The 14,978-nt window shown below is 53.7% G+C and carries 16 protein-coding genes; 12 read left to right on the top strand and 4 right to left on the bottom strand.

Features of this window, described 5'->3' with window-relative positions:
• Positions 1 to 11: 11 nt before the first annotated feature.
• On the bottom strand, positions 12 to 1,142 hold the full coding sequence (gene rlmG / locus ACTU3N_RS13860) for a 23S rRNA (guanine(1835)-N(2))-methyltransferase RlmG (RefSeq protein WP_443086723.1): 1,131 nt from the start codon (positions 1,140 to 1,142) through the stop codon (positions 12 to 14).
• 70 nt (positions 1,143 to 1,212) lie between these two features.
• Between rlmG and ACTU3N_RS13855 the strand changes: the two genes are divergently transcribed.
• The 4 genes from ACTU3N_RS13855 (at position 1,213) to sstT (ending at position 5,504) form a co-directional block, all read left to right on the top strand.
• A complete protein-coding gene (locus tag ACTU3N_RS13855) occupies positions 1,213 to 1,713 on the top strand; it encodes a M48 metallopeptidase family protein (RefSeq protein WP_443086722.1) in 501 nt (166 codons plus the stop codon).
• 102 nt (positions 1,714 to 1,815) lie between these two features.
• Entirely contained in the window at positions 1,816 to 2,814 is a 999-nt protein-coding gene (locus tag ACTU3N_RS13850) for a Gfo/Idh/MocA family protein (protein ID WP_443086721.1), read from the top strand.
• A 240-nt stretch (positions 2,815 to 3,054) separates the two neighbouring features.
• Positions 3,055 to 4,020, top strand: a complete 966-nt coding sequence (locus tag ACTU3N_RS13845; protein WP_443086720.1) for a TerC family protein — start codon at positions 3,055 to 3,057, stop codon at positions 4,018 to 4,020.
• A gap of 263 nt (positions 4,021 to 4,283) precedes the next feature.
• A complete protein-coding gene (gene sstT / locus ACTU3N_RS13840) occupies positions 4,284 to 5,504 on the top strand; it encodes a serine/threonine transporter SstT (RefSeq protein ID WP_443086868.1) in 1,221 nt (406 codons plus the stop codon).
• Here the strand turns inward: sstT and ACTU3N_RS13835 are convergent.
• From ACTU3N_RS13835 to uxaC, 3 genes are all read right to left on the bottom strand, one after another.
• Entirely contained in the window at positions 5,501 to 6,040 is a 540-nt protein-coding gene (locus ACTU3N_RS13835) for a YgjV family protein (RefSeq protein ID WP_443086719.1), read from the bottom strand. The two genes, sstT and ACTU3N_RS13835, sit on opposite strands and share 4 nt — an antisense overlap.
• A gap of 293 nt (positions 6,041 to 6,333) precedes the next feature.
• Complete coding sequence (locus ACTU3N_RS13830) at positions 6,334 to 7,821, bottom strand: UxaA family hydrolase (RefSeq protein WP_443086718.1); 1,488 nt, start codon at positions 7,819 to 7,821, stop codon at positions 6,334 to 6,336.
• 17 nt (positions 7,822 to 7,838) lie between these two features.
• Positions 7,839 to 9,251 carry a glucuronate isomerase gene (gene uxaC / locus ACTU3N_RS13825; RefSeq protein WP_443086717.1) on the bottom strand — a complete coding sequence of 471 codons (1,413 nt, stop codon included), beginning with the start codon at positions 9,249 to 9,251 and terminating at the stop codon, positions 7,839 to 7,841.
• A gap of 450 nt (positions 9,252 to 9,701) precedes the next feature.
• Between uxaC and ACTU3N_RS13820 the strand changes: the two genes are divergently transcribed.
• From ACTU3N_RS13820 to ACTU3N_RS13785, 8 genes are all read left to right on the top strand, one after another.
• Complete coding sequence (locus ACTU3N_RS13820; protein WP_443086716.1) at positions 9,702 to 11,003, top strand: MFS transporter; 1,302 nt, start codon at positions 9,702 to 9,704, stop codon at positions 11,001 to 11,003.
• A 143-nt stretch (positions 11,004 to 11,146) separates the two neighbouring features.
• A complete protein-coding gene (gene exuR, locus ACTU3N_RS13815; protein WP_443086715.1) occupies positions 11,147 to 11,923 on the top strand; it encodes a transcriptional regulator ExuR in 777 nt (258 codons plus the stop codon).
• Between the two features lie 341 nt (positions 11,924 to 12,264).
• The gene (gene yqjA / locus ACTU3N_RS13810) at positions 12,265 to 12,927 is read left to right on the top strand and encodes a DedA family general envelope maintenance protein YqjA (protein WP_443086714.1); all 663 of its coding nucleotides are present in this window, start codon (positions 12,265 to 12,267) and stop codon (positions 12,925 to 12,927) included.
• Positions 12,911 to 13,321, top strand: a complete 411-nt coding sequence (mzrA, locus tag ACTU3N_RS13805) for an EnvZ/OmpR regulon moderator MzrA (protein WP_443086713.1) — start codon at positions 12,911 to 12,913, stop codon at positions 13,319 to 13,321. Before yqjA ends, mzrA begins: the two co-directional genes overlap by 17 nt.
• A gap of 146 nt (positions 13,322 to 13,467) precedes the next feature.
• Positions 13,468 to 13,836 (top strand): DUF1090 domain-containing protein, encoded by a 369-nt coding sequence (locus tag ACTU3N_RS13800; RefSeq protein WP_443086712.1) that lies wholly within the window; start codon positions 13,468 to 13,470, stop codon positions 13,834 to 13,836.
• A 38-nt stretch (positions 13,837 to 13,874) separates the two neighbouring features.
• Positions 13,875 to 14,177: a DUF883 family protein gene (locus tag ACTU3N_RS13795; protein WP_443086711.1), complete on the top strand. Its 303-nt coding sequence runs from the start codon at positions 13,875 to 13,877 to the stop codon at positions 14,175 to 14,177.
• 1 nt (position 14,178) lies between these two features.
• On the top strand, positions 14,179 to 14,577 hold the full coding sequence (locus ACTU3N_RS13790; RefSeq protein WP_443086710.1) for a phage holin family protein: 399 nt from the start codon (positions 14,179 to 14,181) through the stop codon (positions 14,575 to 14,577).
• On the top strand, positions 14,574 to 14,867 hold the full coding sequence (locus ACTU3N_RS13785) for a YqjK-like family protein (protein ID WP_443086709.1): 294 nt from the start codon (positions 14,574 to 14,576) through the stop codon (positions 14,865 to 14,867). Before ACTU3N_RS13790 ends, ACTU3N_RS13785 begins: the two co-directional genes overlap by 4 nt.
• The last annotated feature ends 111 nt before the right edge of the window (positions 14,868 to 14,978 follow it).

Here is a 14,978-nt window from a genome sequence, read left to right as displayed (position 1 = left end):
GGCCTGGCATCTCAGCGCTTTTTACGCACTTTTACCGCTTTGAGGATCACGAATTTGTTATTGGTCGCCAGCGTCTCGCAGTTACCAAACACCCTTTTTAGCTTGCGGAAATAGTCCAGATGGCGGTTGCCAACGATACGTAACTCGCCGCCATATTGCAGGCAGCGCTTAGCATCGTTAAACATCTGCCAGGCGATATGATCGGTGATGGCGCTTTGCTGATGAAAAGGCGGGTTGCATAAGACGGCAGAAAACCGATCCGCATCGACGCCTGACAGGGCGTTATTAATCATAAACTCGCTGCGCCCGCTTGCCTGTGGCAGGTTTGCCTCAACGTTCAACCGTGCCGAGGCCACCGCCATTGCCGACTCATCAACAAACAGCACGCGCGCCTGTGGGTTTTGCGCCAGCAACGTCAGGCCAATCACCCCGTTACCGCAGCCGAGATCCACCATCTCCCCTTCCCTTTCCTGCGGCAGATGCTGCAAAAAGAAGCGCGCGCCAATATCCAGGCCGCTGCGGGAAAAAACGTTAGCATGGTTATGGATAGTCCAGTCGGTGCCATCCAGACGCCAGCTCGCCAGTTGCGGCGCATCGTCGAGCGCTGGCGCGCTGAATGTGCAGTGGATCAGCCGCGCTTTCTTCCAGGCAAGCGTGGTTGTGGTCAGGCCAAGAATTTTTTCAAACAGAGCGAGGGTAGAGTTATGCACGTCGCGGGCTTTGGCACCGGCAATAATCCGCGTCTGCGGCGTCACCACCTTGCGTAGCGCGCGCAGTTGCTGCTCCAGCAGTGCCAGCTGTTTGGGCACTTTAATTAACACCAGCGCCGGGTTTTCAGGCAACTTGCTCAGGCTATCCTGAATCGTGACCTGCTCTTCATCCAGCGCGTTAATGCGCAGGTTGTGTCGGGTTGCCAGCGCAGTAATATATGAATCATTAATACTGACCGGGTGCGTATGCGCCAGCGCGCAAGCCAGCGCGCCGAAGCTATCGTTAAAGATGAGTACCGGGCCTGCGACATCACTCACCTGTTGCAGCAGGTATTCATCCGCTGCATCCCACGCCTGTAGCGACGCCTCTTCCACGCCGACAGGGAATCTGTCTAAAGTGAATGCTTGTCCGTTTAACTCAACCTGGCTCATCGCCCCTCCGCAGTGCTAATATTTGCGCGTTTTATCGCTTAATCGCCCGGAGAAGTAAACTTTTTTCGCCATGAATACGCTTGCCTACCTTCAGGGCTACCCTGAATCCCTGCTAAGCCAGGTTAACACGCTTATTGATCAGAACCGGCTGGGCGAGGTGCTGCAAAAACGCTACCCGGACAGCCACGAGATCAGTACCGATAAAGCGTTGTATCTCTACGTGCAGGCGCTGAAAAATCAGTTCCTGCGTAACGCCGCGCCGGTGAATAAAGTGATGTATGACAGCAAAATTCATGTGCTGAATAATGCGCTCGGCCTGCATACCACCGTGTCGCGCGTGCAGGGCGGCAAGTTGAAGGCAAAAGCCGAAATCCGCGTCGCGACGGTTTTTCGCGACGCGCCAGAGGCGTTTTTACGCATGATTGTGGTGCATGAGCTGGCGCACCTGAAAGAGAAAGAGCATAACAAAGCGTTCTACCAGCTGTGCTGCCATATGGAACCTCAGTATCATCAGCTGGAGTTTGATACCCGCCTCTGGCTGACGCATCTTGCGCTGGCTCGCAACGTGTAAATTTTTTGTCGGGAAAAAGCTGACTCTGCTCCTGCCCACTGGTTTTGTCATCCTGTCGTGATAGAGTGAGGAGGAACCCTTCTACGGAGAATTAGCGCCTTTATGATACGTTTCGCTGTCATAGGCACCAACTGGATAACTCGCCAGTTTGTCGATGCCGCCCATGAAACGGGCAAATATAAGCTCACCGCCGTCTACTCCCGCAGCCTTGAACAGGCTCAAACGTTCGCCAGCGATTATCCCGTTGAACATTTGTTTACCTCGACCGAGGATATGGCCCGCAGCGACGCTATTGACGCCGTTTATATTGCCAGCCCTAATTCCCTGCATTTCCCGCAAACGATGCAGTTTTTGCAGCATAAGAAGCATGTTATCTGCGAAAAACCGCTGGCCTCTAACCTGCGTGAAGTGGAAGCCGCCATTGCCTGCGCGCGCGAAAATCAGGTAGTGCTGTTTGAAGCCTTTAAAACCGCCAGCCTGCCGAATTTCATCCTGTTAAAACAGTCGCTGGCCAAAGCGGGCAAACTGCGCAAAGCGTTTTTTAACTACTGCCAGTATTCGTCACGTTACCAGCGCTATCTGGACGGGGAAAACCCGAACACCTTTAATCCGGCGTTTTCTAACGGATCGATTATGGATATTGGCTTCTACTGCCTGGCCTCAGCCGTTGCGCTGTGGGGCGAGCCGCATGGCGTGCAGGCCACGGCGAGCAAGCTGGCAAGCGGTGTGGATGCGCACGGCGTCGTGGTGATGGATTACGGTGACTTCAGCGTCACGCTGCACCACTCGAAAGTGAGCGATTCCGCGCTGGCGAGCGAAATCCAGGGGGAAGACGGCTCGCTGGTCATTGAGCATCTCTCTGAGTGTCAGAAAGTTGCGTTTGTGCCGCGCGGCGGCAAAGCGCAGGAGCTGACCCAGCCGCAGCACATCAATACCATGCTGTACGAAGCCCAGACCTTTGCCCGCCTGGTGGAGGATAACGAGATAAATCATCCGGGTCTCGCCGTCAGTCGCACCACGGCGAAGCTGCTCACCGAGATCCGCCGACAAACCGGCGTGATTTTCCCGGCAGATGATGTCGACCAGCAGATCACCGCGTAAAGGTTCGTAAAACAGGGCGTTTGTGACATTGACGGTCATCATTTGCTGACATACTTTGTTACGCGCAAAGGGGAGTAACTTTTTCGCCGGTGGATCGTCATTACGATGCGTAACCGCATCCGGTCGCCGGGCGTCTTAACGACGTAAGTGAGACCTTGCCGAAAGGCGGGCTCCCATTGCACCTGAAGCAAGCGGCTAACGTCTTTCGATGTTAGCCGTTTTTGTTTTCAGGAGCTTACGATGAATACTGTTGGTACGCCGATGTTATGGGGCGGTTTCGCCGTCGTGGTAGTCATTATGCTGGCGATAGACCTTCTGCTTCAGGGGCGTCGCGGCGCTCATACGATGACCATGAAGCAGGCGGCCATCTGGTCAGCTGTCTGGGTTAGCCTCTCTCTTCTTTTTAACGCTGCCTTCTGGTGGTATTTGACGCAGACCGAAGGGCGCGCGGTAGCCGACACCCAGGCGCTGGCATTCCTTACCGGTTATCTGATTGAAAAAGCGCTGGCGGTAGATAACGTCTTTGTCTGGCTGATGCTGTTCAGTTACTTCGCGGTGCCTGCGGCGTTGCAGCGCCGGGTGCTGATTTATGGCGTGCTCGGCGCGATTGTCCTGCGCACCGTGATGATCTTCGCGGGAAGCTGGCTCATCACGCAGTTTTCGTGGCTGCTGTATGTTTTCGGCGCGTTTTTGCTCTTTACCGGCGTGAAGATGGCGCTGGCAAAAGAAGACGAAACAGGGATTGGCGAAAAACCGCTGGTGCGCTGGCTGCGCAGCCATTTACGCATGACGGACAGCATCGAAAACGAACGTTTTTTTGTGCGCAAAAACGGTCTGCTCTACACCACTCCGCTGCTGCTGGTGCTTATTATGGTGGAGCTAAGCGATGTGATTTTCGCCGTCGACAGCATCCCGGCGATTTTCGCGGTAACGACCGATCCCTTTATCGTGCTGACTTCAAACTTGTTCGCTATTTTAGGGCTGCGCGCGATGTATTTCCTGCTGGCGGGCGTCGCAGAGCGCTTCTCCATGCTGAAGTATGGCCTGTCGGTGATTCTGGTGTTTATCGGTATCAAGATGCTGATCGTTGATTTCTTTCATATTCCTATCGCTCTCTCGCTTGGCGTGGTCGGCGGTATCCTGGTGGTGACGCTTATCATCAACGCCTGGGTGAATTACCAGCACGACAAGAAAAACGCGGCGTAAACCGTGCCTGAGTCGTCCGGCCTGAGTGTCGGGCGAGTTTTTCCTCACCTTGCCGGATATGTCACAAAAATGATAAACAAAAGTTAAAAATTAGAAAAAAGGTCGAAAAAGCAATACGCTGTGCTTCTTTATCTTTTCCGTCGCCATATACTCCTTGGTGCAAACTTTTGTTACATCCCGCAAACGTAAGCCAAAAATACGTCAGGGGGATGTGGCTCGACAACACGAAGGAAGAAGGTATGACTACACAACGTTCCACCGGAATGCTGCAACGTTTTATTGACGGCAGTCTGGTAAAACAAATTCTTATTGGCCTGCTGCTGGGGATTTTGCTGGCCTGGATTTCACCGGCCGCGGCGCTCGCCAGCGGTATCTTAGGTACGCTTTTTGTGAGCGCGCTGAAATCAGTGGCACCTGTGCTGGTTCTGATGCTGGTGATGTCCTCGATCGCCAGCCATCAGCAGGGGCAAAAAACCCATATCCGCCCGATCCTTGTTCTCTATTTGCTGGGCACCTTTTGTGCCGCGCTGACGGCGGTGGTGGTGAGTTTTCTCTTTCCTTCAATGCTGCATTTATCCACCGGTGCCACCGATATCACGCCGCCATCCGGTATTGTTGAAGTGCTGCGCGGGTTACTGACCAGCATGATTGCCAACCCGGTCACGGCGCTGATGGAAGCGAATTATATCGGTATTCTGGTGTGGGCCGTAGGGCTGGGGTTTGCGCTGCGCCACGGTAATGAAACCACGAAAAACCTGATTCAGGATATCTCTGGCGCGGTGACCTTTATGGTAAAAGTGGTGATCCGCTGCGCGCCCATCGGGATCTTCGGTCTGGTCGCTTCAACACTTGCCGCTTCCGGGTTTGCCACGTTGCTCGCCTATGCGCAGCTGCTGGTGGTATTGGTGGGCTGTATGCTTTTTGTCGCGCTGGTGCTCAACCCGCTGCTGGTTTTCTGGAAGAGCCGCCGCAATCCTTACCCGCTGGTATTTGCCTGCCTGCGTGAAAGCGGCGTGACGGCTTTTTTCACCCGCAGCTCAGCGGCCAATATTCCGGTGAATATGGCAATGTGTGAAAAGCTTAATCTGAACCGTGATACTTACGCGGTTTCTATTCCGCTGGGAGCGACCATTAATATGGCGGGCGCGGCAATTACCATTACCGTGCTGACGCTTGCGGCGGTACATACGCTTGGCATCACGGTTGATATTCCGACAGCGCTGTTGTTAAGCGTGGTTGCTTCTCTGTGCGCTTGCGGTGCGTCCGGCGTGGCCGGAGGGTCGCTGCTGCTGATCCCGCTGGCGTGCAATATGTTTGGTATTCCGAACGATGTGGCGATGCAGGTGGTGGCCGTTGGTTTTATTATTGGCGTGTTGCAGGACTCCTGCGAGACCGCGCTGAATTCCTCGACCGACGTGCTGTTTACCGCTGCCGTTTGCCAGGCTGAAGACGCGCGTTTAGCAAGCGATCCGCTGCGTAGTTAACGCTTTTGTTGCGCGGTGTCGATATGAAAAGGATCGATGCCGCGTTTTTGCATCCGCCAGAAGCGTATAATATTCAGCCCGTTCATTAGCAGAAAACTTCCCTCGATAAGCGTCCCGCCAATCGATCCCAGCCAGAAGTTATGGATAACCCAGCAGCCTGTGGAGCACCAGAGCACGCAGCGCATCGCCAGCCCTTTAAAACGAAACAGCGCCCAGGTGCTGACAATGGTTCCGGCAACCGGTAGCAGTTCGACAGGGTGGTGAAATTTGACCAGCCCCAACCCACCGGTCAGCACAATAAAGAGCGCCATGACCCACAAATTACGGGTGCGCAGGGTTATCAGGGTGCGGATGGCGTTGAGTATGGCGCTCGAACCGGCAGGAAACGCGCCCATCAGGAAGAAATGCACGCCAATAATGGCGCTATAGAGCGAGAGCTGTTTTTTGAAACGCCGCTCGTCGCGGTTAATAAAAGTTGTAATACCAATCAGAAAAGCAATGACCCCAACGCCCTGGGCAAGCCAATACGCAGTCATGGAAAATCCTTAGGAAATAAGGCATCGCTTAGCATCATTTTATTTACCACAAAAAAACTCATGGCAGCCATTTACCAAAAGCTTTCGCGTCAGGGCAAGGCGGCAAGCGCGTGAATCCCCGGGAGCTTACATTGGTAAGTGACCGGGGTGAACACGTGCGGCCAACGCAGCTATGGCGTGAAAGATGCCGGTAAATCCCCGGGAGCTTACATGAGTAAGTAACCGGGGTGAACGCATGCAGCCAACACAGCCATGGCGCGAAAGATGCAGGTAAATCGAAAGATGCAGCTAAATCAAAGCGTGACGCCGCTTTTAAATATCGCCAGCTCGCGGAAATCATTTTTCTCGTTACAGGTCTTCTTCCCGTTAGCGAAATCCACAATCACATCAACAAATTCATTGAGCAGTTGCGGCATCGCTTTGCCGTGGATAAGTTGACCCGCGTCGAAATCGATCCAGTGCTTTTTCTTCGCCGCCAGTTCACTGTTAGTAGCAATTTTAACCGTCGGCACAAAGCCACCGTAAGGCGTACCGCGACCGGTACTGAACAGCACCATATGGCAGCCAGCACCGGCCAGCGCACTGGTGGCGACCGCATCGTTCCCCGGCGCGCTCAGCAGGTTTAAACCGTGAGTTTGCAGACGTTCGCCATAACGCAGTACATCCACCACCTGGCTGGCGCCTGCTTTTTGAGTACAGCCCAGAGACTTTTCTTCAAGCGTCGTGATACCGCCCGCTTTGTTACCCGGCGATGGGTTTTCGTAAATCGGCTGGTTGTGCGCGATAAAGTACTGTTTGAAATCGTTAACCATGGTCACCGTCTTTTCAAACGTGCTCTCATCGCGGCAGTGACTCATCAGAATCTGCTCTGCGCCAAACATCTCCGGGACTTCGGTCAGTACGGTCGTGCCGCCATTGGCGATCACGTAGTCGGAAAAGCGCCCCAGCATCGGGTTTGCGGTAATGCCGGACAGCCCATCAGAACCGCCGCATTCGAGGCCAAATTTCAGCTCGCTCAATTTCCCCGGCTGGCGTTTATCGTGACGCATCACCTCATAAAGCGCATGCAAATGCTCCAGCCCGGCTTCCACTTCGTCATCCTGATGCTGGCAGATCATAAAGTGCACACGCTCAGGGTCGAACTCCCCCAGCGTCTCGCGAAACGCATCCACCTGGTTATTCTCACACCCCAGGCCAATCACCAGCACCGCGCCAGCGTTCGGGTGACGCACCATGTTTTGCAGCATGGTACGCGTGTTGATGTGATCGTCGCCGAGCTGGGAACACCCATAGGTATGGCTGAACAAATGGACGCCATCAATATCTTCAGCGTCATGCGTCTCTTTCAGAAAGCGGTTTTGGATCTGGCGGGCGATGCCGTTTACGCAGCCGACCGTAGGCAGGATCCACAGTTCATTACGAATGCCCACCTCACCGTTCGCGCGGCGGTAAACCTGGACATCCCGGTCCACCGCCTGGCTGCTTTCCGCCTGAAAATCAGGTTGATAGCTATACTCATCCAGATCGCTCAGATTGGTGCGCGCGTTGTGGGAATGGATATGCTCGCCCGGTGCGATATCGGTCGTCGCATGACCGATAGGCAGGCCATATTTGACGACATTCTCCCCCTGGGCAATGGGCTGCACGGCAAACTTATGCCCGCGCGCCACCGCCTGGAGCAGCCGAACGGTGTGGTTGTCGATAACGACTTCCGCGCCTTCAGCGAGATCTGCCAGTGCTACCGCAACGTTATCCAGCGAATGGATCTTGATGTATTGCATATCAACCTCAAACGGCCTTAGTTCAGTTCAATCGCGAAGTAATCACGCGCATTGTTAAAGCAAATGTTTTTCACCATCTCACCGAGCAGCTGAATATCCGCCGGCGCTTCGCCCGCTTCCACCCACCGGCCAATCATCTGGCACAGAATGCGGCGGAAATATTCATGGCGCGTATAAGAAAGGAAGCTGCGGCTATCGGTCAGCATGCCGACAAAACGGCTGAGCAGGCCAAGCTGTGCCAGCTGGGTCATCTGACGTTCCATGCCGTCTTTCTGATCGTTGAACCACCAGCCGGAACCAAACTGCATCTTGCCCGGCATCCCTTCGCCCTGGAAGTTACCGATCATCGTTCCCAGCACTTCGTTATCACGCGGGTTCAGGCAATAAAGGATCGTTTTTGGTAGCAGGTTCTCTTCGTTCTGCTTGCTCAGCAGCTTAGAGAGTTCTTCCGCCAGCGGACGGTCGTTGATGGAGTCGAAGCCGACATCTGGCCCCAGCAGTTTGAACTGGCGCAGGTTGTTATTACGCAGCGCGCCGATGTGGTACTGCTGTACCCATCCGCGACGAGCGTATTCAGCGCCGAGCCAGACCAGTACGGCAGTTTTGAACTGCGCCACTTCTTTCTCGCTCAGGGTTTCACCCGCCAGGCGACGAGCCAGAATGCTGTCCAGCTCAGCTTCGCTGGCTTCGGCAAACAGCACCACGTCGAGCGCATGGTCAGAGACTTTACAGCCGTGAGCGGCGAAGTGATCCAGACGTTTACCCAGCGCCGTTTGCAGATCGGCGAAGCGACGAATGTCGGTATCAGACACTTCGCCCAGTTTCGCCATGTAATCGTTAAACGTCGCCAGCTCAATATTAAAAGCTTTGTCAGGACGCCAGCTCGGCAGCACTTTGATAGTGAAGCTTGTATCTTTCGCCACGGCAGCGTGATGTTCCAGCGAATCCACCGGGTCGTCAGTGGTACCGACCATTTTTACATTCATCTGCTGCATGATGCCGCGCGCGGAGAACTTATCCTGCGCCAGCAGCGCGTTACCCTGCTCCCAGATTTCATCGGCCGTTGCCGGAGAAAGCAGCTTACCTGTAATACCAAACGGGCAACGCAGCTCCAGATGTGTCCAGTGGTATAACGGATTACCAATAGTATGCGGTACGGTGGCCGCCCAGGCGTCAAACTTCTCGCGGTCGGTCGCATCGCCGGTACACAGACGTTCCGGCACACCATTAGTGCGCATGGCGCGCCATTTATAGTGATCGCCTTTTAACCAGATGTCATACAGGTTTTTAAAACGATAGTTTTCAGCAATTTGCTGCGGCGGCAGATGGCAATGGTAGTCAAAAATCGGCTGATCTTTGGCGTAGTCATGGTAGAGACGGCGGGCAAATTCGGTATCTAACAGAAAATCTTCGGTCATAAACGGGGTCATTATCGTCTTCCTCTGTGGGAGTGCGTCAGATGTTTACCTTGATGCTGACAAAGTTATCACACCAATTTCTATAGACCGAAGATATTTTCGTGAGTTGGATCAATAAAAGCAGACAAATATTTACACTTCTCCCGGCGGAATATCACGCCAGGCCGCGCCAGAACTGGCTTTCCTCTGCAAAGATAAAGACCACACTAAGAAAAACACTTTTGTGATGTCACTCACCTTTTCAAGTTGTATGACAAGTTATCTTTTCCGCCGTCGAACACCTAAGCCGACGGAATGCATTTCCGATGATGAATTGATCGGACTTAACGGTACGGATGCCTGATTAAACACGCTTACTAATGGCAAAGTTTGGCCGTATCGGGAGTTTCCCGGTGACGTCCTCCCGTTTTCACCCTATGGGGGTGACCGTACAAGCGGCAATTACATAACGATGAGGTTTACATGCGTAAGATCAAAGGATTACGTTGGTACATGATAGCACTGGTGACGGTCGGCACCGTGCTCGGTTACCTGACACGTAACACCGTGGCGGCAGCGGCTCCAACGCTAATGGAAGAGCTGCACATCTCGACTCAGCAATACTCCTATATTATTGCGGCTTATTCCGCGGCTTATACCATTATGCAGCCTGTTGCAGGCTATGTTCTTGACGTTCTCGGCACCAAGATTGGCTACGCTTTCTTCGCCATTACCTGGGCGGTGTTCTGCGGCGCCACGGCGCTTGCAGGCAGCTGGGGCGGCCTGGCGCTGGCGCGCGGCGCGGTCGGTGCAGCAGAAGCAGCCATGATCCCTGCGGGTCTGAAAGCGGCGTCTGAGTGGTTTCCGGCGAAAGAGCGTTCTATCGCGGTCGGTTACTTCAACGTTGGTTCATCCATTGGCGCAATGATTGCTCCGCCGCTGGTGGTCTGGGCTATCGTTATGCACAGCTGGGAAATGGCCTTCATCATCTCTGGTGTTCTGAGCTTTATCTGGGCAATGGCGTGGTTGTACTTTTATAAACACCCGCGCGATCAGAAAAAACTCTCCGATGAAGAACGCGACTACATTATTGGTGGTCAGGAAGCACAGCATCAGACCAATAACGGCAAAAAAATGTCTGTCTGGCAGATCCTCGGTACCCGTCAGTTCTGGGGCATCGCGCTGCCGCGTTTTCTGGCTGAACCGGCGTGGGGGACATTCAACGCCTGGATCCCGCTGTTTATGTTTAAAGTTTACGGTTTTAACCTGAAAGAGATAGCCATGTTCGCCTGGATGCCGATGCTGTTCGCTGACCTGGGCTGCATTGTTGGGGGTTATCTGCCGCCGCTGTTCCAGCGTATTTTCGGTGTGAACCTGATCGTTTCACGTAAGTTGGTGGTAACGCTTGGCGCGCTGCTGATGATCGGCCCAGGTATGATCGGCCTGTTCACCAGCCCGTATGTTGCAATCGGCCTGCTGTGCATCGGTGGTTTTGCTCACCAGTCCCTGTCCGGTGCGCTGATTACCCTCTCTTCTGACGTGTTTGGTCGTAACGAAGTAGCCACCGCCAACGGCCTGACCGGGATGGCGGCATGGATGGCGAGCACAATGTTTGCGCTGGTAGTGGGTGCGCTGGCGGATACCATCGGCTTTAGCCCTCTGTTTGCGGTACTGGCGCTGTTTGACCTGATGGGCGCGGTTCTCATCTGGGTATTGCTGAAAAATAAACCTGCCGATGAGATATCGAAAGGCGATCCGCTAGGCGGCCCTGCTACGCAAAGTTAGATATTGCTTATCAATACATAACGATAACAAATCGTGAAAAGCCGCCGCATTCAGGGCGGCTTTTTCGTTAAACCTTTGTGGTGAGAATTGTGTAAAAGTGGTATAACAAATCTATTATTACCCTCCTTATGCCTGGAGCTTACATGGAAATCTCCGAATCACGACGTTTGTACCAGCAGCTTGCCGCCGAGCTTAAGAGCCGCATCGAGCAAGGTGTTTATCTGGTCGGGGACAAACTGCCCGCTGAACGCTTTATTGCTGATGAAAAAAGCGTAAGCAGAACGGTGGTTCGTGAAGCCATCATCATGCTGGAAGTTGAAGGGTATGTGGAGGTGCGTAAAGGTTCCGGCATTCATGTTATCTCTAATCAGCCGCGCTATAACCAGGTGCCGGATGAGAGCCTTGAGTTTGCCAACTATGGCCCCTTTGAACTGTTGCAGGCCCGTCAGCTTATTGAGAGCAATATCGCGGAGTTCGCCGCCACCCAGGTGACGAAGCAGGATATTATGAAGCTGATGGAGATTCAGGAAAAAGCGCGCAAAGAGAAGTGCTTTCGTGACTCCGAGTGGGATTTGCAGTTCCATGTGCAGGTAGCGCTGGCGACGCAAAACACGGCGCTGGCGGCCATTGTCGAAAAAATGTGGACGCAGCGCGTACATAACCCGTACTGGAAAAAGCTGCACGACCATATCGATCTCCGCACGGTGGATAACTGGTGTGACGATCATGACCAGATCCTGCGGGCATTGATCCGCAAAGATCCGCACGCAGCGAAACTGGCCATGTGGCAGCATCTTGAAAACACCAAGCTGATGCTGTTTAACGAAACCAGCGATGACTTTGAGTTTAACGCCGACCGGTATTTATTCGCTGAAAATCCGGTCGTTCATCTCGATACCGCCGCCACCGGCAGCAAATAACAGGCCGCTCGCCAGGCGCAGAATTCCCCTGCGCCGACTGCCCGTTTTGGGTAAGTAAAAAGTATAGAGTGTCAGCCTTTGTAAATACCCTCGCCACCCCCTCCTCTGACAAGCAAAATCAATCAAACTAAACGTTTTTCTGGCTGACGCACAACCGCGGAATTGGTTACAATTGGATGCATTTCGCGACTGTGTGCGTTAGTACTTGCTCACAGCGTTTCTTACCTGGATAACAACTGCACCCGGATGTGCCGCGAGCGACCATAATGTATTAAAGCTATCGCCGTGCTGTTCTGTACAGGTAGCAGACATGACGTAACCCGATGTACCAGGAACACTGAATGGAACTTTTAAGTCAATTGCTTCATGCCCTCTGGAGCCAGGATTTCGAAACGCTGTCGAATCCCGGTATGATTGGCATGCTTTATTTTGTGTTATTTGTCATTTTATTCCTTGAAAATGGTCTTCTTCCGGCCGCGTTTCTTCCGGGTGACAGCCTGTTGGTTCTGATTGGCGTGTTGATTGCAAAAGGCGCCCTTGGCTACCCGCAAACGATTCTGTTACTGACCGTTGCGGCAAGTCTCGGCTGCTGGCTGAGCTATATTCAAGGGCGATGGCTGGGCAATACCCGCATTGTGCAAAACTGGCTGTCGCATCTCCCCGCCCATTATCACCAGCGGGCGCATCATCTGTTTCATAAACACGGGCTGTCTGCGCTACTGATTGGCCGTTTTATCGCGTTTGTGCGCACCCTGTTGCCAACCATTGCCGGGCTTTCCGGCCTGAGCAATGCGCGCTTTCAGTTCTTTAACTGGATGAGCGGCCTGCTTTGGGTACTGATCCTGACATCGCTGGGCTATCTGCTCGGCAAGACGCCGGTGTTTCGTAAATATGAAGACGCGCTGATGTCCTGCCTGATGTTACTGCCAGTGGTGTTGCTGGTGATTGGCCTTGTCGGCTCGCTTGTCGTGCTATGGAAGAAAAAATATGGCAACCGGGGCTAACAAGATGTTTTTGCGTCGTCCGTTTATGCGCCCACTGATGCTGGGCATCGGCGTGATTGCGCTGGTGTGTGCGCTGGTGTTGTGCTGGGCGACGCTGCAACATCGCGAATCAACGCTGGCAATCCGCCCGGCATCGCAAAACGTGAGCGTGCCGGATGGTTTTTCCATCTGGCACCATCTTGACGCTAACGGCATCCGCTTTAAAAGCATTACGCCACAGGATGACGACACGTTATTGATTAAATTTGACTCCCGCGCGCAAAGCGCAGCGGCGAAAGCCGTACTGGATCGCACCCTTCCCCAGGGCTATATCATCGCCGCTCAGGACGATGAAGTCAGCCAGACTTCCGTATGGCTTAGCCGCTTGCGCAACAGCACTCATCGATTCGGATAACTCTCCAGGATTCTGAATCTTTTCACTGACTTTGGTGTTTAGCGTGAACTTAACTATGCTTGAGTACACGGAACTAGGGTTCATTCGACTGTTACTGGATGCTGGCGTTACGTCTGTTTCGCTGGCCAACAATGGAAGGTTCTATTATGAAAACTCGTATCGCTTTAGCGCTGACCCTTTTTTCTGTGAGCGCCATTTCCCAGGCCGCTTCTCTTTGTCACGAAAAGGAGCATGAGATCCTGCGTGAAATCAGCTATGCCGAGAAACACCACAATCAGCACCGTGTTGACGGTCTGAATAAAGCGCTGCATGAAGTGCGCGCGAACTGCTCGGACAGCAAACTGCGCGCCGATCACCAGAAGAAAATTGCTAAGCAAAAAGAAGAGATTGCTGAGCGCCTTCAGGATCTCGATGAAGCGAAGCAAAAAGGCGATGCGGAGAAGATAAGCAAACGTGAACAGAAGCTGAAAGAGGCACAGCTTGAGCTGAAAGCCCTGGAAGCTCGTGAATATTGAGTTTAAGGAAGTCACCACTCACTCACCTGGAGAGAATTATGTCGAAAGATAATGCTGATCATCTGCGCGCTGAACTGAAATCCCTTGCGGATACCCTGGAAGAAGTGCTGAGCAATTCAGGGGAAAAATCGAAAGAAGAGCTGAGTAAATTACGCGGCAAAGCCGAGCAGGCACTGCGTGACAGCCGTCACCGTCTGGGTGAAACCGGCGATATCCTTGCCCGCCAGACTCGCGAAGCAGCGGCACGTACCGATGAGTACGTTCGCGAAAATCCGTGGGCCAGCGTCGGCATTGGCGCAGCCATCGGTGTTATGTTGGGCGTACTGCTGACGCGTCGCTAAGATGGCAGAGTCACGACAAGCACAGGGACCGGGTAAAAGCGCGCTGGGCGTGGGTCAGCGAATACTCACAACGCTTGTGAGTATGGTTGAAACCCGCCTGCGGCTGGCGGTGGTCGAGCTGGAAGAAGAGAAAGCAAACTTGTTCCAGTTGCTCCTGATGGTGGGGCTGACCATGCTTTTTGCCGCCTTCGGTCTGATGAGCCTGATGGTGCTGATTATCTGGGCCATTGATGCGCAATATCGCCTGAACGCGATGATTGCAACCACCGTGGTGTTGCTGGTGCTGGCGCTGATTGGCGGCATCTGGACACTACGTAAAGCGCGCGCGACAACGCTTTTGCGCCATACCCGCCAGGAGCTGGCAAACGATCGCGCCTTGCTGGAGGACGATAAACCGTGAGCGGTAAAGCCGAGCGTCTGAAACGTAAAGCCCTGCTGCTTAGCGAGATCCAGCAGCAGAGGCTGGATCTTAGCGCCGGGCGCCGCGACTGGCTTGAGGCTACCGGCGCGTACGATCGCGGCTGGAACACCTTTCTAAGCATGCGTTCCTGGCTACTGGTCGGCAGCAGCGCAATGGCTATCTGGACGGTGCGCCATCCTAATATGCTGGTGCGCTGGACAAAACGCGGGCTTGGCGTCTGGAGCCTGTGGCGGCTGGTTAAAACCACACTCAGCGCCCCCGGGCGCTAACCTCTCTTCCAGGGCGACATCACTGTCGCCCTTTTCTCATCGTTGTCCCCTCGAATTATTACTCAGTTTTTTTGATAAATTTCGACAGATTTCCTTGCTAACAATGTATTC

The organism is Vagococcus sp. WN89Y, from assembly GCF_052220145.1.
Classification (GTDB): domain Bacteria; phylum Pseudomonadota; class Gammaproteobacteria; order Enterobacterales; family Enterobacteriaceae; genus Kosakonia.
This window is presented reverse-complemented; position numbering and strand designations above follow the sequence as displayed.